Source organism: Lujinxingia litoralis (assembly GCF_003260125.1).
GTDB lineage: Bacteria > Myxococcota_A > Bradymonadia > Bradymonadales > Bradymonadaceae > Lujinxingia > Lujinxingia litoralis.
In genome coordinates, this window is sequence record NZ_QHKO01000001.1 from 1,025,639 (window position 1) to 1,043,481 (window position 17,843).

Annotated in this window: 16 protein-coding genes; 7 read left to right on the forward strand and 9 right to left on the reverse strand. The window is 62.9% G+C overall.

The genetic code is table 11. The features are described 5' to 3' along the window. Nucleotides 1-156 precede the first annotated feature (156 nt). Both DL240_RS04245 and asd read right to left on the reverse strand, forming a co-directional pair. Nucleotides 157-1,800 carry a class I SAM-dependent methyltransferase gene (locus DL240_RS04245; RefSeq protein WP_111728599.1) on the reverse strand — a complete coding sequence of 548 codons (1,644 nt, stop codon included), beginning with the start codon at nucleotides 1,798-1,800 and terminating at the stop codon, nucleotides 157-159. A 210-nt stretch (nucleotides 1,801-2,010) separates the two neighbouring features. After that, nucleotides 2,011-2,868: an archaetidylserine decarboxylase gene (gene asd, locus DL240_RS04250; RefSeq protein WP_111728600.1), complete on the reverse strand. Its 858-nt coding sequence runs from the start codon at nucleotides 2,866-2,868 to the stop codon at nucleotides 2,011-2,013. Nucleotides 2,869-3,110: 242 nt separating this feature from the next. On the opposite strand from asd, the gene DL240_RS19555 reads away from it, so the two are divergent. Genes DL240_RS19555 through DL240_RS04265 form a run of 4 tightly spaced genes read left to right on the forward strand, consistent with a single transcriptional unit; the run spans nucleotide 3,111 to nucleotide 7,581 of the window. Then, a complete protein-coding gene (locus DL240_RS19555) occupies nucleotides 3,111-3,299 on the forward strand; it encodes a hypothetical protein (RefSeq protein WP_146618094.1) in 189 nt (62 codons plus the stop codon). Nucleotides 3,300-3,349: 50 nt separating this feature from the next. Then, nucleotides 3,350-4,963 (forward strand): class I SAM-dependent methyltransferase, encoded by a 1,614-nt coding sequence (locus DL240_RS04255; protein WP_283808348.1) that lies wholly within the window; start codon nucleotides 3,350-3,352, stop codon nucleotides 4,961-4,963. Nucleotides 4,964-4,986: 23 nt separating this feature from the next. Beyond that, nucleotides 4,987-6,504, forward strand: coding sequence for an OmpP1/FadL family transporter (locus DL240_RS04260; protein ID WP_158542343.1), 1,518 nt, complete (start codon nucleotides 4,987-4,989; stop codon nucleotides 6,502-6,504). Between the two features lie 42 nt (nucleotides 6,505-6,546). Next, complete coding sequence (locus DL240_RS04265; protein WP_111728603.1) at nucleotides 6,547-7,581, forward strand: sensor histidine kinase; 1,035 nt, start codon at nucleotides 6,547-6,549, stop codon at nucleotides 7,579-7,581. A gap of 66 nt (nucleotides 7,582-7,647) precedes the next feature. Here the strand turns inward: DL240_RS04265 and DL240_RS04270 are convergent, their stop codons facing one another. Both DL240_RS04270 and DL240_RS04275 read right to left on the reverse strand, forming a co-directional pair. Beyond that, on the reverse strand, nucleotides 7,648-8,034 hold the full coding sequence (locus tag DL240_RS04270; RefSeq protein WP_111728604.1) for a hypothetical protein: 387 nt from the start codon (nucleotides 8,032-8,034) through the stop codon (nucleotides 7,648-7,650). 28 nt (nucleotides 8,035-8,062) lie between these two features. Continuing rightward, nucleotides 8,063-9,643 carry a DUF4388 domain-containing protein gene (locus DL240_RS04275; RefSeq protein ID WP_158542344.1) on the reverse strand — a complete coding sequence of 527 codons (1,581 nt, stop codon included), beginning with the start codon at nucleotides 9,641-9,643 and terminating at the stop codon, nucleotides 8,063-8,065. 397 nt (nucleotides 9,644-10,040) lie between these two features. On the opposite strand from DL240_RS04275, the gene DL240_RS04280 reads away from it, so the two are divergent. The 3 genes from DL240_RS04280 to DL240_RS04290 all read left to right on the forward strand — a co-directional run bounded on the left by DL240_RS04280 (nucleotide 10,041) and on the right by DL240_RS04290 (nucleotide 14,619). After that, complete coding sequence (locus tag DL240_RS04280) at nucleotides 10,041-11,444, forward strand: M61 family metallopeptidase (RefSeq protein ID WP_158542345.1); 1,404 nt, start codon at nucleotides 10,041-10,043, stop codon at nucleotides 11,442-11,444. 34 nt (nucleotides 11,445-11,478) lie between these two features. Then, the gene (locus DL240_RS04285; protein WP_158542346.1) at nucleotides 11,479-12,327 is read left to right on the forward strand and encodes an MBL fold metallo-hydrolase; all 849 of its coding nucleotides are present in this window, start codon (nucleotides 11,479-11,481) and stop codon (nucleotides 12,325-12,327) included. A gap of 93 nt (nucleotides 12,328-12,420) precedes the next feature. Continuing rightward, complete coding sequence (locus DL240_RS04290; protein WP_111728608.1) at nucleotides 12,421-14,619, forward strand: transglutaminase-like domain-containing protein; 2,199 nt, start codon at nucleotides 12,421-12,423, stop codon at nucleotides 14,617-14,619. On the opposite strand, the gene DL240_RS04295 is transcribed toward DL240_RS04290, so the two are convergent. The 5 genes from DL240_RS04295 to DL240_RS04315 form a co-directional block, all read right to left on the reverse strand. Continuing rightward, nucleotides 14,591-15,139, reverse strand: a complete 549-nt coding sequence (locus DL240_RS04295; RefSeq protein ID WP_111728609.1) for a M67 family metallopeptidase — start codon at nucleotides 15,137-15,139, stop codon at nucleotides 14,591-14,593. The genes DL240_RS04290 and DL240_RS04295 overlap by 29 nt on opposite strands. Before the next feature lie 4 nt (nucleotides 15,140-15,143). Next, the gene (locus DL240_RS04300; RefSeq protein WP_111728610.1) at nucleotides 15,144-16,088 is read right to left on the reverse strand and encodes a PLP-dependent cysteine synthase family protein; all 945 of its coding nucleotides are present in this window, start codon (nucleotides 16,086-16,088) and stop codon (nucleotides 15,144-15,146) included. Then, complete coding sequence (locus DL240_RS04305; RefSeq protein ID WP_111728611.1) at nucleotides 16,085-16,366, reverse strand: ubiquitin-like small modifier protein 1; 282 nt, start codon at nucleotides 16,364-16,366, stop codon at nucleotides 16,085-16,087. Before DL240_RS04305 ends, DL240_RS04300 begins: the two co-directional genes overlap by 4 nt. A gap of 105 nt (nucleotides 16,367-16,471) precedes the next feature. Then, nucleotides 16,472-17,383 (reverse strand): pyridoxal-phosphate dependent enzyme, encoded by a 912-nt coding sequence (locus DL240_RS04310; protein WP_111728612.1) that lies wholly within the window; start codon nucleotides 17,381-17,383, stop codon nucleotides 16,472-16,474. Beyond that, nucleotides 17,373-17,822: an RrF2 family transcriptional regulator gene (locus tag DL240_RS04315; protein ID WP_158542347.1), complete on the reverse strand. Its 450-nt coding sequence runs from the start codon at nucleotides 17,820-17,822 to the stop codon at nucleotides 17,373-17,375. Before DL240_RS04315 ends, DL240_RS04310 begins: the two co-directional genes overlap by 11 nt. Nucleotides 17,823-17,843 lie beyond the last annotated feature (21 nt).

Consider the following 17,843-nt stretch of genomic DNA (forward strand, 5'->3'; position numbering starts at 1 on the left):
CCCCCTTGTGTGGACCGGTGGCTCTCATCGCGCCACACAAGGAGCCCGAGGCATCATCCACTAAAAAAGCGGCCCCTCCGAATCATCGGAGGGGCCGCTTTTTCTTTCCTTGCATGCTTCGCCCGAGTTCAGACGGGCCGTCGAAGCATGGACAGGTTAGGCGGGCTCTTTACGAACGCGTTTCTCCGCCAACACGATCACTCGACGACTCGACGCCCCGAGGAAATAGCCCTTGTGGAAGCGCTCGCCACTGATCTCCAGAATCTGAAACCCGGCCACATGCAACATCTGGCGCAGCTCATGAACATTGTAGAGTCGGATGTAGCTGTTTTGCTCCAGCGGAGGGGAGTTATCTTCGTAGATAAAGGAGCGCTTGGCGTGAAGCGTGCTCGTCTGAAAATCGAACTCGCTCTCCTCCAAAAAGATACATCCCTCTCCCTCCCACCAGAGGCGCGTGGGCGTCTCACGCACCACGTAATCGCGGTTGATCACATCGATCACAATGCGACCACCCGGCTTGAGCGCGCGCTGAATCCCCTGAAAGACCCTCAGGTTGGTGCGATCGTCGAAATAACCGACCGACGTATCCCAGAGGTAGCAGCCATCAAAGACCTCGCTAAAGTTCAATTCACGCATATCGCCGTGAATGAACTTCACATTGGCAGAGCGGCGCTTGGCATCGCCAAGCGCTTTTTGCAACAGCGGCATGGAGAGGTCGATGCCCACCATCTCGTAGCCCTGCTCTGCCAGCTCGATGGCGTGACGACCAAATCCACAGGCTAAATCCAGAATGCGTGAGCCCTTTTTGAGCTTGAGGCTCTTGCGGATGAAATCGACTTCCTGGCCGGTACGCTTACCGATCGACTTCGGGATCGTGCGCAGGTACTCCTCGGAAAAGACCTCCTGGAACCACACGTCCCTCGGGCGAAGGCGACGCGTACGCGGGCCGGCATTCTTGGTCTTTTTCTCTTCGAGAAGCTCCTTGACCAGCCCCTGCAGCTCGGGGTCACCGCCACCGGCCACCGCCGGAGCCCGGGCTTCGCTCTCCAGCGTAACAGGAGGCGCCTTTGCTTCTCCCTCGGGCACCAGGGGCACAAAGGGGATCTCATCCTCCGGCACCTCCTGTTCCACCGAAGAGGTCTCGACTGAAGCACTCTCTACCGGGGGCGGGGTAGCCGGCGCGCTGGCGGGCGGACGAGTCGGTGGGGGCTCGCTGATCGGTTCGATCTCGTCGAGTTCCAGAACATCGCTTTCTTCTTCGAGCGACGGGGGCTCGGGCGCCGGCGGGATTGCACCAGCCGGCGGAGAGGAAAGCGCGGCGGCCGCCACCGGTGGAGGCGATCCGGGCGGAGGAGGACCGATCAGCTTGAGCGCAGCCAGTGGCAGGCCGTCGTTCCAGCGCTTAATCAGCACTCGTGGGGGCGCGGTAACGATGTCGGGCGCAAAGCGCGCATCACTGAGATTATGATCAAGCTCCGGAGCACGCCGCGGGGCGAGTGCCTCAAGGTCTTCACGCCGCACGGGAGCCATGGAAATGGTTTTGACCATTTCCTGGCGATCATAGCCGGCTTGAGCGTCCAGGATACTCCCGTCGACGCGCGTGGTCACCGCATCGTCATCATCATCGGGAGAGCTCTCCGGCACCCGAAACTCGGGCATTTCGAGACTCAATGCATCGAGTTCTGGCGCTGGTCCGCGACGCGGCGCGATCTTATTGACCTCTTCGGTCAACTCGATCACATCGCTCTCCTCTTCGAGGTTCGGCCCGATCTCGGGGGTCTTATCCGCAGAATTTGGCACGAATTCAAACTCCTCGCTGCCCCGGTCGGGTGCAGAATAGCCCCTGGAAAGGTCGACCAGCGCCCCGCTCTTTCGGAGCGCTTTGGAGGCCGCGACGCGCTGGCCTGGCGCGTGATATTTCACCGGGTGTTTACGCTCCGCGAGTGTAACGCAGGGGGGGGACGCTCACAAGTGCCTGACTCGCCACCCGGCGTCGACCGGCTCCCCTGCTTATCCTTTCAGAGCCCCGAGCGACTGCCCCAGGCGGACCACGTCGCCAAAACGCAGATCTTCGCGGAAGCGGAAATCCGGCTCGCTGATCAGTAAAATCACCGTGGAGCCCAGGTTGAACACCCCGAGTTCATCACCGTGATCCACATGAAGTTCCTCCCGTGGGGTAAAGTCCTCTCGCCGACGGAAGGTCCCGTTGGTTTCAAACCCGTCGAACGCCAGCCCGATGCGCCCCACGCAGGTCGCGCCAACCTTCACGACACCGATGCGACCGAGCTTTTCGGTCTCCAGGTAACTGATCAGGCGCTCGTTGACCGCAAAGAGCTCATCAATATTGCGCACCGCAAAAGGATTCACCGGGAACAGGTACCCCGGGATGTAGCTCACCTCATCGACCTGACCGGCCACCGGCGCGTGAATGCGGTGGTAGTCCCGTGGCGAGAGGTAGATCGTCATAAACGATCCGCCGTCAAAGGCTTCGGCCCGTTCGGCGCTGTCGACCAGGTCGAGCAGACGATAAGTGCGCCCCTTGGCCTGAAGCAAGGTACCGGCGTTGATGTTTCCAAAGGCGCCAATCCTGCCATCGACCGGGCTTACCAGGGTATCGGGCTGATCACTTTCGATATGGCGCGCCCCCGCACGCAGACGCCGGGTAAAGTAGGCATTGAGGCTATCGTACTGCCCGGGGCCATGCTCCCCCTCGGCCATATTGATACCGGCCAGCTCAGCGAAGGAGCGATTGACCACCTGTTGGACGGGCCGGGGCAGTTCCACATCGCTAACCACACCAAAGGCCCGGCTGACCAGGTTCTTGGGCAGCCGCTCCAACATCTTTACCGCCATCTTCTCCATGACCATCGTCGTACTCCTGAGACCTTCGCGTTACGTCATATCTTACCGGCACCCCCGCGGCGCTGGCGCCGCCCTGTGATGCCCGAAGCGCTCCGGGCCGTCAATCTGGACCGACAGGAATCCTCATGAACGCAAAGGTGTTTAAGGTTGTTCCTGGCGCTAGGCCATGAGGGGCTGCCATCAGGCCCTCTGCTGGATATCTGACGACTTCATCGAATTAAGCTGTTCTGCGCACGAGGTACGCCATCATGCGACGCACTGAAATGACCAAACAAAACGCCCGCTCCAAAGGCTACATGGCTCTGGGCTCCGCCACGACCACGGTTGCGCTCAGCGCGCTGCTCTCGGCGTCGTTTCTGTACGCCGGAGTCCCGTTGACCGCCTGGCTCACCTATCGCTGGTTGCGCTATCGCGCCGAATGGGGTCTGCGATTTTAATCCCTCCCTGCCCGCCCCCGCTGTGTTGCGTCGGTTGAAAGACCTCCTCTATACTCCCGGCGCAGCGGCAACCGACTTTTTCACTCACCTGGCGGGCAGGTCCTATGACTCGTTACTTTGGCATTCATACCCTCGACGGCGAGTGGCACAGCCTGCTCCCACGCTACGCGTTGCTCTCCGGACGCCTTGATGGCAAACGCGTGCTTGATATTGGCTGTGGCACCGGCATCGGCTCCTCCTTGCTTCTGGAACTGGGCGCGGAACACGTCGATGCGATCGATCACCGACCGGCAGTCCTGGAGCTGGCGCGCGTCAAGCACGCCAAGCAGGGACTCGACTTTCATGTGATGTTCTGGGAAGAGCTGGGCTTTCCCGACCAGACCTTCGACATGGTGCTCTGCCTAGACCCCACCTCCCCGGTCACCGATCTCAACCTGCTGGCGGAGATTAAACGGGTACTCAAGCCCGGCGGGGAGTATGTCTGCGCCATCGAGCGCCGCAACATCGAGGGGGTCGAGAGCCTGCTGCCGCGTTACGGCTACACCGACAACGCCGAAACCGTGGAGATCAACCGCAGCGACGACCGGGTGCCCCAGATCGGCAACCTCAACGAGAACTTTGAGACGGTCGTCTCGGTGCTTCAGCAGCCGCGCTACAGTTACGTCTTCGACTACAACTACGAACGCGAGGGCAGTGGGCAGCGTCCCTACGCCATGCGCAAGAAAGCCGAAGCTCCCGACGAAAGCGGCCTGTGGGTGGGAGAAGCCCCTCGCGAGGAGAGCGCCGAGCATACCGACCAACGCCCCGGGCGTTGGCTGGGCATCAACGAACACCTCTGGGAGCACGAGGGAGAGACCTCCAACGTGGAGATGCTCTTCTGCGGTGACGCCCATATGCCACCGCCGACGCTGCGCGAAGTTCGCATGCCCTACGCCGGGTTGGTGGAGCGCTTGCACAGTCTGATCTCGGACCTGCAGATTCGCCAGCACCCCTCCCAGCGCAACCCGGGCTTTGGAGACGTGGTCGAATCCGGCGGAGGGTTCTCCGAGCGGGAGCAGACCACACAATACCAGGCACTCAACCACTGGGCGCTGGAGAAGCGGAGTCGACGCCCCGGTTTTGATCCCCCTCAGCCTTACGATTTCGGTCAGCAAACCGCTCGGGAGCAGGCCACGCACCAGCGCAGCCTCGATCAAATTCACGAGCAGCTGGAGCAGATGACCTACCTCTACCAGCAGGTCCGTGCCGACATGGAAGAGCTCTTCGTGCGCACCCGCGACGAGCTCTCCGAACGGGACCGCTACATCGAGCACCTGGTCGACACGGTCCACCGCTGGCAACACCAGGCATACACGCCCGTCGACGATCAACCCACCGGGGTATTTCACGCCCCCTCGGACGACGAACTCGAGGATTTCGATCGGGAGACCACCGGTATCTTCACCAAGCCCCTCGCGTACGTTCAGGCCGAAGACGCTGGCGAATCCGAGGGAGCCTCGGCTTCCGCCGCTTCCGATGGGAGCCTCGCCGAGCACGCAACCCACGTGGCAGAAGATGCCGGAGAATCCTCTCCCCAAGATGCGGAACTCTCGGAGTCGTCGGAACCTTCGGAGGCCTCCGAGGCCAGTGAAGCCGAACACACCGAGCCCGAGCCCACGCACTGAAGCACCTCCTGGTTGGAGTCATGATGTTTGTTGTTGAACTTCGACGTCTGTGGGCGTCGACGCTGGTCATGGCCTGCGCGCTTGCCGGAAGCTCCTCGGCGATGGCCGCCGGGTTTGAAGTCGGAGAAAACACCGCGCGCTCGCTCGCCCGCGGAGGCACGGGCGCGGTGAATAAGGCGGATGCCTCGGCGCTCTATTTTAACCCGGCGCTCCTGCCGCGAGCGCGCGGCCACCAGATCCTGTTCAACACCAACGCGACTCGACTGAACCTCGGGTTTGAGCGCGATGACCTCATTTTGCGCGGCCGAAACGAGACCCGGCGGGTGAGCTTTGACCGGGTCGAGAATCAGGGCGGCTTTTTCCCGGCGCCCTTTGTGACCGCGAGCTTTGACGTGGGGCCGGAGAACTTCGCGCTGGCCCTGGGTGCGTTTGGGCCAAGCGCCTACGGAACGCCCTGCTACGGCACCCGCGAAGATGGCGAATGTAACGTCGATCCCGAAAGTCCGGCCCGCGGGATGCTGGTCGGAGAAAATCTCTTTCTGGCCTACTTCAGTCTGGGCGCGGGCTATGAGTTTGACCTGGGAGAAGATCGCTCCCTGGCCATCGGCCTCACCGCCATCGCCGCCTACCAGGACACCAGCTTCAGCATCGCCGTGGAGAGCGACCCCAATGTGGCCCCCCCCTGGCAGGAGGACCCTCGCGCCGAAGCCTACTTCCAGGCCGAAGAGCTGCGTGCCTGGCGCCCCAGTGGCATCCTCGGCATAGCCTATCAGGACGGCCCGATGCGCCTGGCCGCATCCTATCGACCGCCGATTCACTGGGAGACAAAGGGCAAAGCCTCGGTCGCGCTGCCGGATTTCCTGACGTCCACCGGTGCCTACCTCACTGACGAGGCCATGACCTTCTCCACCTGGCAGGCCGGCTCACTGCGCCTGGGGTGGGGTGTGGAGTTGGGAGAACATCCGGCCGACCCGGCCATGCCGCGCTTCGACCTGGAGGTCAACGCCGTCTGGGAGAACTGGTCGCTGGTGGACTACTTTAAGATTGAGATGGAGGGAGATATCGAGCTGGCCGATGTGCCCCCCGATGAGGAGGGCAACCCGCCGGTGATCCCGATCTATCCCATCTATCAGGTTAAAAACTATCAGGATGCCTACAGCCTGCGCCTGGGCGGAAGCTACGGGGTCAATCGCTTCCTTAGCGCTCACGGTGGCGCGATGATGGAAACGCCAGCGCAGCGCAACGCACACACGACCGTGGACTTTGTGAGCTGGGAGCGCTACGGGTTAAGCGCCGGTGCCACCGTGCACCTGCCGGCCAACCTGGAGTTGGAGCTGGGCTACATGCACATCTTCTCTCCTTCACGCCGGGTCAGCCAGGGAGCGATCTATAACCCGATCCCGATGAGTCAATGTGCCGGTCCGGACTTCGACCACTCGTCCTGCGAGGAGCCGGGCACCCCGCCAGGCAACCCGCAGAACGAGGGGACCTGGAACGCATCGTTTCAAATTTTGAGCGCCGGGCTGACCTGGCGCTACTGAGCCTTTTCCGATTCGCGACGTACCTTTGATGGACTCCCCCGCATGAGCCAAGATCCCAACGCCCCTGCCCTCTCTCGCCCCGGTGGCCGCCTGGTGCTGGCTGACGACGGCACGATCTTGGAGGCGCCTGACTTCTTCAAACAGGCGCTTTACCTCGACCAGCGGGACGCCCCCTCGATCTATCATCTCTTCGATCCGACCCAGGCCCCTTTTCTGTCGGTGACCCGAATCTTTCGCCACCCATACGGCGCCACCGAGACGCACGTTAAGGTCGAGGGACTCTTCGGAAACCGCCGCAGCTTTCGCTACTGGCAAGTCGACGCGTACATGCCTTCCAGCGTGGCCTTCTACATTGTCGATGAGACCGCAATCACCCAGACCCATGACTGGGACTACCGGCGGCTGCGTCGCGAGATCTTAAAAGACGTTCAGAACTCGCTCTCCGCCCATTTCAAAAACCGCTTAGCCACGGTGCAGCTCCTCTCCGAAACGCTGCGTGATGCCCCGGAGTTGGGCGAGCAGCTGGCGCCCCGCATGATGTCCGCGGTTGAGGAGTTGAAGTCGGCGTTAAACCGCGTGATCACAGGTATCCCGGATGTGCAGACGCATACCGATTACAAAGATCAGCCGGTCCGGCTGGCGGATCTCGAAGCCGTCATCAGCACCTGGGGCAGCCGAGAAGTCGACGTGCGCTGCGAGGTAAGCAACGTCGATGTGGGCACACTGATCGCGGCCTCCTCCATTGAGCGCATCGTGCTGCCGGTGGTCGAAAACGCGATTGATGCCTCAAAACATGGCAAAAAAGTCCGGGTCCTCATCGATGAGCTCGACGAGGGCTTTGCCCATATCGTGATCCAGGATGAGGGCGAAGGTATGAACGAACGGGTACGCAAGCGGGCCGAAGATCCCTTCTTCACCACGCGGCCCGGGCACCTGGGCATGGGCCTGGCGCACGCGCGCGAAGCCCTACGCGACGCCGGCGGTCAGTGGCGCTTTGAGAGCGAACCCCGCAAAGGCACCCGGGTCACCCTGCTCTTGCCGGTGACCACGACCTCCCAACTTTTCCGTTCGTACTAAGAGCAGGCGCGGCCCGAAGGGCCGCTGCCAGCCTCCCCCTCCCTCCCGGCGCCCCTCGACTTGCTGTTACTGCAGGAGCTCGCGCACGCTGGTCTCCAGCCGGCCCTGATGTTTACGCATCAGCGCCTGGGTAAAACCCACGGTCATGCGTCGCTCGGTGACCACCAGCCACAGGTAGTTCATCTCGGCCAGGGGAACCGACACGAAGGTCGCCCGCTGACTGCTCAGCACCAGGCTGTCCGCCTCATTCCCCAGCGGAAGCCCCTCCAGTAACACCCCGGTGGTGCGAAAGAGATCACTGTGAAAGGCATCGGCCCCCGCGGTTTCCAGCGGGTCTCCCTGAGAGACCGACGCCAGCGAGAGGCCCGTCTCCCGATCGATCACGCTGGTATGCAAGCAACCCGGGAGCTCGCCGGTGATCTCATTGAGCAGATCGTAAAGCGAAGACGTCATGGAGGTGTTCTCCGAAAAAGGGAGGCGCTCAGGCGCCTGGCAAGAGGTTGGACTCAGCGAGACGTCGTCCAAGCTGACGCATCAGCACCAGCGCGATTCCCAGACTGGCCTCGCGCTCAATCACCGCCAGGTGCACGAAAGGCGTGCCGCGAAGCGCCCGAATCAGCACATAGTCGCCGGCCATGGCCATCTGCATCTCTTCGAGCGCATCGTCGGCGTGAAGAGCCTGCACCGAACGATGGGCGCGACGGAACACCTCGGCCATTCTCATCGAGAGTTCAGACTCTTCAAAGGAGCGGTCCCCGCGGAGCGCTAAAAACTCCAGGGGCTGCCCCGACTTTGCATCGACCAACCCCGTCGCGCGAAGCCCCGGGCACTCACGGACAAAGTCTTCAAGGAGCGGATGCGACTCGCCCTCTGCCGGGGACAACTCCGGCACCGACGTTGCGAGTTCTTCATCCACATGACGGCCGTTGAGCGCGGGAGCAGCAAAGAGCTCAAACTCCCCGCTTTCCTCGGTCACGACCACCTGCGCCGACACCGCCGACATGCCCGGAGAGGTTTTGCGACGCTTGCGCTCGCCAGGAAAGTCGCTCTGCGACATCACCGGGCCAAGCTCCACCTCCGAGAGTTCCTCGATACCACCAGACGCCAGTGGCTCGGCCGTCTCCAGGACGTCTTCCGAGGCCGCGGCCATCTCGTCGAGTTCGGCCTGCGAGAAGAGCAACGCCGCACTTGAGGAACTGTCGGCCAACCCGGGCTGGCTGGGCTCGGTCTCAAAACTCGAAGAAAAGACCGTCTCGGCGCCGCCGCCCATCGGCGTAAGCGTACGCCCCGGGGTGAAGTCCTCATCATCCAGGTCGAGCACCGGCTCCACATTGCCGGAGACTGCCCCGCCAATCGACGGTCCGATCTGCTGCTCCTCCTCAAAGCGCCGCTCGTCGGTGCGACGCACCCCCTCAAGCAAAAGATCCTGCCACCCCATGTCGATCGTCGGCGCCATAGGCTCGAAGTCCGACTGCATAAAGATGTCGCCCTGACGCAGCGCCAACATCTCGTAGACCGCCTCCGGCCCCACCTCACCATCAAACTCGGCGTGCGTCACCTCACCATGATCAAAGACGATGCGCCCGCGATGGTCGCGGTGCTTCAGGTGAAGAAGTGCCGTGCGCTTGGCAAGGCAGAGCATCTGAATGATATCGGTGAGCTCGAGATCGCTGAGCACGCCCTGAAACCCTTCCTTTTCGTTGAGGATCTCCAGGATCGCGTCCCGCACCTCATCGACCGTAAAGGGCTTCTCGATGTAATGGCTGATGCCGATGCGCTCGGCAAAGTTCTGGATGCGATGGGTGCCAAAGGCCGTGATGATCATCACCCGAGCATCCGGGGCCATCTCTTTGGCGCGCAAGATCAGCTGAAAACCATCCACGGCCCCGGGCATTTTGATGTCCGAGATCAGAAGATCGATCGGCTGTTGATCCAGAATGCGCAGTCCGTCTTCGCCGGAGCGAGCGGTATGCACGATGATGTCCTGACGCTGCGGGAAGAGGTTGCGCTCCAGCGCCCACAGCAGATGTTCCTCTTCGTCGACGATCAATATATGGTACATCTTCGCCATCGGCTCCGGTCACGGTCCTAAGTCTGGTGCAGGCTACGTGCTCAATCAACCCGCTCAGCTTCGAATTCATCGCCCCCGGCAAGCCGCCGGTCTACGGCAGGCCTGCCTTGCGGGTGTGCGCGGGGAGGGCGAAAACGCGCCTTATATAACCACGCTTTCCCCCCCCCGGCAAGCCAGTGTCGCCGCCGCTTCAATGGCCCGCAGAGCCCGACGAATACTGGCGTTCGTTGCGATGTGTTACGTGCTGACCGCCGGGTGCACCACCCCGCCGGTGACCGGTCCCCTCGCCACTCCCGATGTGTTCGTCGGTGGCCCTCATCCCCCCCAGCCCCCCACCTCATACGTACCCGCCACAACGCGCCGCGGGGCACTCTGGTACCAGGTGGATTTGAGAGAGCCCGAGGTTCGGATTCGCCTACGACTGAACGCTCCTCCCTCCGAAGCGACCTTCTTTTTGCCCGGCCCCTGGGCCGGACAGACCACCTTCGATGCCCAGGTCACACTCGATGAGGCACGCGGTCCGGCGGGCTCCCTGCCCATGCATCTGGACCGCGAGGTTGGCCGTGTCGACGTACAGTGTGGCGACGTTGCCTGGATGGAGCTGAGCTACCGAGTACGTACCGCGCCTCCGGACCGAAGCGCCTCGCGCTTTCACCCCACCCGCGGACACACCCAGGTGTTCGCCTACGCTCCCACCATCTTTGTGCTCCCCAGCGAAGGGCTCGCCCGTCAGGTTCGCGACATTCCGGTAGAAGTGCGTGCCCCACAGGGCTGGCAGGTCGGAGCAACCTGGCATCAACACAGCGCGACCCTCCCCAGCGCCCACCAGCCCGGGAGTATCACCGGTTTCATTGCGGAGGATGTCCGTACGTTGCGCGACGCCTTTATCCTGGCCGGCAGCGAGCTGACGTCTGCCTCTCGTGCCCTCCCCAACGGGGATCTCAAAGTGCTTCAGTCGCCGACGTTGCGCTTTGATGTCGGGAGCGTCGCCGACGACACACGCTCGTTACTCAGCGCGTACATCCAACGCTTCGGCGTCTATCAGAGCGCGGTGGCGGCGGTCCTTGAGAGCGTCGATTCCGAACACTCAGGCACCCTCCAGGGCATGGGCCGCCGGGGCGGGTTTGTGGTGCAGGTTCCCCGTCACCAACGCCCGGGCGCGGAGCTGCTCTTGCTCATCGCCCACGAGGCTCTCCATATGTGGAACGGCCATGAGCTTGTCCCCGCGCCTTCGGCCGACATTGAGACGCGCTGGTTCAAGGAGGGGCTAACCCACTACCTGGCGCTCAAAACCCTGGCCCGTCAGGGGCTCATTGACCAGCGCGACGCGCTCCGTGAGCTGGCCAGCGCCGCGCAGCACTACACCCAGAACCCCCTGGCGCACGGTGCCCCGGCCGACGCCCTCGACCAGGAGCGTTTCCCCTACGATCGCGGCGTGCTCATCGCGCTGCGCCTGGATCTCGCACTCCACCTGGCCAGCCGGGGAGAGATCGAGCTGGAAGACTGGTTGGTGCAGCTACTAAAGCCCCACCTGCGCGCCCCGGCCCGGTCCTATGACACAGCCCTGCTGGAACGCGCGTTTCGGGAGATCAGCATCGATCTCTCCCCGGCCCCGACCTCCGAGTTTCGTCGCCTCGTCCGCGACCAGGCTCAACTTCAACCTCGCCGGCTCTTCAGCGAGTTGGGACTCCACTGGTTGGATCCCACCGCCACACGCCCCGCCCGCCTGCTCCCCATCGACGGCGAACCCTCGCACTTCCGAGCACTCTTCGCCCCACCGCACAGCAGCTGAACCTCGCCCATATTCCCCCACACGGAGCCCCTCTATGAGCAATCCCGAGCGCCAGATCATCGCCCTGGAAGAATCCCATTTCGGTCTGGATGGAGGCGCGATGTTCGGCATCATCCCTCGCCCCCTCTGGGCAAGAACAAACCCGCCGGATGAGAACAACCGCATCGCGATGAGCGCCCGATGTTTGCTGATTCGGGATCCCGATCGCGTCACCTTGATCGATACCGGCATGGGCACGCGCTGGAGCGAGAAGGAACGAGGCATCTATAAGATCGATGCCCAGGACGCTGGCCTGCGACAGGCCCTGGCCGCGCAAAACCTCACCCCGGAGGATGTCGATGACGTGATCTTGACGCATCTGCACTTTGACCACGCCGGCGGGCTGCGCACTCCCGACGCCGAGGGCGTCCTGCGCCCGACCTTCCCCAACGCCCGGCACTGGGTCCAGCGTCGCAACTGGAGCTGGGCACACAGCCCGAGCGCCCGCGACGCAGGAAGCTACCGCGTGGAAGACTTCGACCTCTTCGACGCCCCCGACGCACCGCCACTTCACCTCGTCGACGGCATCAGCGAGCTCTTCGACGGCATCGAAGTACTCCCCGTCCACGGCCACACCTTCGGAATGCAAGTCGTCAAGTTCAACGCCGCTGGCCAGACCTACGCCTTCGTCGCCGACCTCATCCCCACGGCCTCTCATCTGCGCGATCCCTACGTGATGGGATACGATCTTCAGCCGCTGAAAACCGTCGAAGAAAAGCGCGAAATTCTCTATCACGCACAACGCGAAGGCTGGATTTTGATCTTCGAACACGACCCGACCACCGCCATGGCCCGCGTTGATCTGGACCGTCATGGACAGCCGGTGGCAGTACCCCTGGAGTAAATGTCGCACCCTTGACCACCTGAATCTTTGCGCGGGCTTGCCGAGGCTGCTAGCGTGGCCTCATTAGGCCAACGTGACTACGGGAGGCAGGTGATGCGAATGGGTCGACATCTTGGTGGTATCGGAATGTGGGGCGCGCTCCTGCTCTGCTCCACTGCGCTGCTCTTCAACGCACCTCCCGCCAGCGCTCAGCAGGCCGACCAGACGCCTGCCACCGCCCCAGACGTGCCCGCGCTGAGCGATACCGACGCCCGAGCGTTTCAGCGTCAGGGCAAAGAGTTCCAGGAACGAGGGCAGGCGCTGGCCAAAAGCGCCGATGCATCGCAGCCGCTGAGCCCTGAAGAAGTGCTGCGCCAAATCCCCCGCCCTCATACCCCGGGCAACATCTATCGCTGGGTTCGCGACACCATCGCTTTTGAGCCCTACGCGGGTGCGCTGCGCGGCGTGCAGGGCACGTTGATCGCCGGAGCGGGAAATGCCGTCGATCAAGCCCTTCTCACCGAAGCACTCCTGCGCCAGGCGGGTCATCCCACACGCTTTGCCAGCGGTCGACTCCACGCCGCCGACGCCACCGAAGTCCTGCAACGCGCCGCCGGAACGGCCCACCTCCGAAGCGGCAGCGCTCTCCCCAAGCTCGCAGCCGCGACCCTCGACCCGGGGCTGGTGGCGCAGCTCAGAGACCACATCTGGGTCGAGACACGCTTTCAAGGCGCGTACATTCCCGTCGATCCGGTCGCCGCCCCGCTGGTCGGCATGACTCCGGCGCGAGCTCAGGAGCACTCCGAGAAACTTCCCGCCCACTTTGAAACCTCCTTCGACATTGAGCTGGTCGGCCGACTCAACGACACTCAGCGCATCTCGCATCTGACCGTCTCCGGCCCCCTGCCCCGCTATGCCTACCGAACCTTGAGCCTGGCCTTTGAACCGGACCCTACTCGCAACCGCGGGCGAGTCCCGGTGCTGGCGGTTGGAGAGCAGACGACCCGCGGACAATCGATTCCCGTGGAGGCTCTGGAGTCGCTGGAGCTGGTCTTTCGACTGCGCTTTGGCGATCGAGAACGACGTTGGACGCAGACGCTCTACCGCAGCTCGCAAGACGTCGACATCTTTACCTTCGACCAGCAGCACTTCGGCGTCACGATCATCCCCGGGTGGTCCTCGGACGCCTGGGTCGCTCGCCGCGCCGCGCAGGCCACCTCGGAGTCGGCTGAATTGCTCATCCAGTGGAGTGACTCACTGGCGGCCACAGCTCCGCCGGGCGCCGACGCTACTCACGCGCTGGAAACCTCCAATGCGTTGCTCCACCGACTTAACGCCGCACTTCCCGCAGCCTTTATCCGAAACCTCGACCGGGCCCTGGCTCACCACGCCCGCCTGCTGGGCGTGCACCCTCTTCTAACCGAACCCCGCGCAGTGGTAACGGCCACGCTGAGACGCGGCGACCAACTCTATGTCGATCTTCAGCTCTCCGGTGACCGGGTCGATGCGACGCCGCTGGGCAACGTTCCCCCGGTGGCTACGGCGGCGTTTGGCGGAATGTATGGCCAGCTTCTCGACACGCTCACCGCCGACTTTCTCGAATCTTACGGAAATCGTCAGATCGTGACCGTGGCACGCATCTTCCGCCACGCCACCTCACACCAGATTCCCATGACGACGCTGGATGCGCGTACGCAGGAGAATCTTAAACGTTTGCCCCTGGACACCAGCACCCACGAGCGCATCACCGATCAGCTCCGCCGCCACGGACGGGTTACCCTATCCCCAACCCGCTCGGTCCCCCTGGATGACGTCGAGCATTTTGGCTGGTGGTCGGTCGACCCCGCCAGCGGCTTGATGCGAGCCCACCCCGCCGACGCGATGCTCGACGGAGTTCCCCGAGGGGAGAGCCACGAGGTCACCAACGCCCAACTTCTCCGGGCGTTCTCCGGGCATATCGATTCTGCATTAAGCGCTACTTCCGCCGCTCTTCAACCGACGCCTGCAACACGCTCCGCGATCTGCGTCGCCACGCGTGAATACCTGGCGCTAAGCCGCGCGTTTTGCGCGACGCGCCAGCCGCTGGCTTCTCCCGAGCTTTCTGCATGCCTGGTCGATCCGCAAGGCGGGTTGGAAACCGCTTCCGGACACGACCTGCTGGGATTGGCGGCCGGTAGCTGCACTGAGCAGCTCGCACGCACCCGCTGCGGAGCGGTCTACGCCCGCGCCATCGCACGTGGCGAACTACAGGTCCTCGCCGGCGAAACCAGTGAGGAGCCGGAGCTCAGCTCACCGCTTCCGCACTGCCCTTGAGCGCTGCTTCCCCACGGTGAAGCTCCGGCGCCTCGAAACGACGCACCCCTTCAAACCCACCCTGCTCCTCCAGAAACCGAAAGAGCGTGGCGCCATCGGCCTGCCCCTTCCGCACCGACACGACCAGATAGTCGGTGTCGGGGTAGATCGGCTCCAGCGCTTCCTCCTCGCTGTCCCGAGGAAAGGTCGCCGCCGCCACATCTTCGGCGCTGAAATAGTCCCCCACATCGGGATGACTGTGCACAATCGCCGCCAGGTGTTCCCCGCGCTCATCGACGCGAACGAACTCCATCGGGTCGATCATGTAAAAATCGCGCGCCGTGCGCGGGTACATCTCTGGATCAAGGGCGTGATAGCGATCGGCAACGTTCTCACAGGGATGAAAACGCCAGCTCCCATCCTCACTCTGAAGAACCAACCCACAGCCCTCCTCTGGATAGGCCGCCGAGACCCACGTGCTAAGCTCGGCCAGAAGCGCGGGTGTCCAGCGCTCGTCCACACGATGCAAAGATGCGCTCATCGGGTCACTCTCCAAAATAGCGATCCGCATGGTCGCAGATCACCGTCACGACCACGCCTTCGTCCAGTTCCCGGGCAACCTGCAGCGCCGCGAACACACTGGCGCCGGCAGAGTTTCCGCAGGCAATGCCTTCTTCAACCGCCATGCGCTCGGCCATATCCCAGCCATCTTCGGTCTCCATCCACATCAACCGATCGAGCTTCGACTCATCGTAGATCCCGGGCTTAATGGAGCTGGGCATATGCTTGAGCCCCTCAAGCCCGTGAAACGCGTCGGCCGGTTGGCAGCCGATGACTTGAATCTGGTCGTTGAACCCTTTGAGCCCGCGCCCCGTCCCCATCACCGTGCCCGACGTGCCGGTACACGCCACAAAATGAGTGACTCGCCCACCGGTCTGCTCCCAGATTTCGGGAGCCGTGGTCAGCTCGTGGGCCCGGGGGTTGGAGGGGTTGCCATACTGATTGGCGTAAAAATACTTCCCGCTGGTGTCTTCGGCGACCAGCTCACGGACCAGGCGAATCGCCCCATCGCTACCGTCCATCGGATCGCTGAAAATAATTTTCGCTCCGAAGGTCTCGACGATGTGTTTGCGCTGCGGCGAAACATTCTCGGGCATCACCAAATGCACCTCTACGCCCATGGCCGCACCCAGCATCGCGTAGGCGATGCCGGTGTTGCCGCTGGTCGCGTCGATCAGAACCTGACCGTGTCCCAGATCACCGCGCTCAAAGGCGTCGAGCAAGATCTGACGTGCCGGGCGATCCTTCACCGAGCCGCCCGGATTCATGCTCTCCATCTTCACCCAGACCTCGACCCCTTCGGGCAGATCCGCGGCCACGTTTCGCAGGCGCACCAGCGGCGTATTGCCCACCAGCTCCACCAGCGACTCTCGCCGCACCGGCGATCGCCTGGCTCCGGGACGCCCGGTCCATGCAGGGTTGACGCTCATTTTGAACCACCGGCAATCGCGGGCACGATCGAAACGGTGTCCCCCTGGCTCAGGGGCGTCTCCAGCTTGTCCTGAAAACGAATATCTTCCTCGTTGGCGAAGATATTGACGAAGCGGCGCACGCTCCCGTCGTTACCAAAGATCTTGCTCTTGAGCCCCGGATGCGCCTCGGCCAGTTGGGTGAGCGCCTCCCCCACGGTGCTGGCTTCCACCGATACCGTTTCCTGTCCTTCGGTGAACTTACGCAGCGGGGTGGGAATGCGAATGCTGACGGTCATAACGACTCCTTTTCGTACTCTTGGGGGTTAAGAAAGTAGTTTCATTTCAACAGGGTGTTCTCGGCACAGGGACGCCCGGGGGGCATCCCACGGTCGAATTCGACCTCACTCGGCATGCGCTGCGCCGATAAGCTCGCGCTCCCAGCCCAGATAACGCTGCCCGCTATCGGGATTCAGCGCCACGATGACCTCGTTCGGCCCGAGTTCCTTCTGGAGTTTCAGGGCCAGGCCCACACAGGCGGCCCCTTTGGGACCAACCAGAATGCCCTCACGTGCGGCCAACTCATCGCGTAACGCAAAGGCCTCAGCCATCGAGATGCGGGCGAGCTCGTTAAAACGATGCTCTTTGAACTCCGGAAGTTCCAACTCTCCCAGAATTGCTCCCCCCATGCGCAGCGAGGGATACCCCTCACGCAGCTCTCGGGCCACATGTCGGAAGGTGCCGCCGGTGGAAATTGAGGTGATGAACGCCCCCAGAGGCGCCCCCTCCAGCGCGCTGAGCACCTCGCTCGCCATCGCCGCATACGCATCGCGCACCGCCTCGCGGCGATAGCTATCGACATAGAGGCGATCCGGAGCCTGGCGCGCCCATTCGGCCGCCTTCTCAATCGCCTCCGACAAACCACCTTCGGCGCTCGTCCACTCGATCCGCGCTCCGTAGCGCGACACCAGATCCAGAAGGCGGCGGCTGGAGTCCTCCGGAGCAAACACCCGGGTATTTAAGCCGAGCACATCGCCGATGAGCGCCGCGGCCACCGCGGAGTCGTCCAGCCCGGCCACCGCCACGCTGTCGCCCTCCACCACATTTCCCGAAGCCATCCCCCGCTCCAGGATCTCGGCGACGTAGCGATCGCGCAGGCTCCCGCTGGGGTTAAACTGCTCCATCTTCACGTAGACACTGGCCCCGCCGGGCTCTCCCACCTGCTTTAGACGCACCAGCGGCGTATTGCCTACCAGCTCGTCCATTCGTTCGACCACCGGCGCCTCTCGCTCCGAGCGCGCATCTTCAGATGACATAGGTGAACCCCTGATAACACTGCCGGGAAAATCCCAGCTCTTCGCCTCGCTCGATCAGATCAGCGATGGTCACCTCGCTGAGTAAATCGATCATTTTGCCAAAGATCTCCTGGCAAACCACATCCGGAACTCGGGCGGCACTCTCCTCCGAAGCATCTCCCAACGCATCGGGTAACTCCGGCAGATCTTCCAGCGCCGCAAAAACCTTCGCTAAGGTCAGCGCCCCCGGCTCCACGACAAGTCGATAGCCCCCGCGGGGCCCGCGCTTGCTCTCCACCAGCCCGGCTCGCTTTAAATCCAAAAAAATCTGCTCAAGAAAGCGCACCGGCACCTGCGCACGCTCGGCAATCTCACGCACCTGGGTGGGTTCACCGGCGCTGTGATAGGCCAGATCAAAGATGGCTCTCAATCCGTAGATCGCTCGATTTGAAAGGCGCATCGACATTCTCGACAGTTCAGG

Excerpts from the sequence above, each read along its gene's own strand:
- asd (WP_111728600.1), bottom strand. The coding sequence starts at position 2,868 with ATGGTCATGGAGAAGATGGCGGTAAAGATGTTGGAGCGGCTGCCCAAG.
- DL240_RS19555 (WP_146618094.1), top strand. The coding sequence starts at position 3,111 with ATGCGACGCACTGAAATGACCAAACAAAACGCCCGCTCCAAAGGCTAC.
- DL240_RS04260 (WP_158542343.1), top strand. The coding sequence starts at position 4,987 with ATGTTTGTTGTTGAACTTCGACGTCTGTGGGCGTCGACGCTGGTCATG.
- DL240_RS04265 (WP_111728603.1), top strand. The coding sequence starts at position 6,547 with ATGAGCCAAGATCCCAACGCCCCTGCCCTCTCTCGCCCCGGTGGCCGC.
- DL240_RS04270 (WP_111728604.1), bottom strand. The coding sequence starts at position 8,034 with ATGACGTCTTCGCTTTACGATCTGCTCAATGAGATCACCGGCGAGCTC.
- DL240_RS04275 (WP_158542344.1), bottom strand. The coding sequence starts at position 9,643 with ATGTACCATATATTGATCGTCGACGAAGAGGAACATCTGCTGTGGGCG.
- DL240_RS04285 (WP_158542346.1), top strand. The coding sequence starts at position 11,479 with ATGAGCAATCCCGAGCGCCAGATCATCGCCCTGGAAGAATCCCATTTC.
- DL240_RS04290 (WP_111728608.1), top strand. The coding sequence starts at position 12,421 with ATGCGAATGGGTCGACATCTTGGTGGTATCGGAATGTGGGGCGCGCTC.
- DL240_RS04295 (WP_111728609.1), bottom strand. The coding sequence starts at position 15,139 with ATGAGCGCATCTTTGCATCGTGTGGACGAGCGCTGGACACCCGCGCTT.
- DL240_RS04300 (WP_111728610.1), bottom strand. The coding sequence starts at position 16,088 with ATGAGCGTCAACCCTGCATGGACCGGGCGTCCCGGAGCCAGGCGATCG.
- DL240_RS04305 (WP_111728611.1), bottom strand. The coding sequence starts at position 16,366 with ATGACCGTCAGCATTCGCATTCCCACCCCGCTGCGTAAGTTCACCGAA.
- DL240_RS04310 (WP_111728612.1), bottom strand. The coding sequence starts at position 17,383 with ATGTCATCTGAAGATGCGCGCTCGGAGCGAGAGGCGCCGGTGGTCGAA.
- DL240_RS04315 (WP_158542347.1), bottom strand. The coding sequence starts at position 17,822 with ATGCGCCTTTCAAATCGAGCGATCTACGGATTGAGAGCCATCTTTGAT.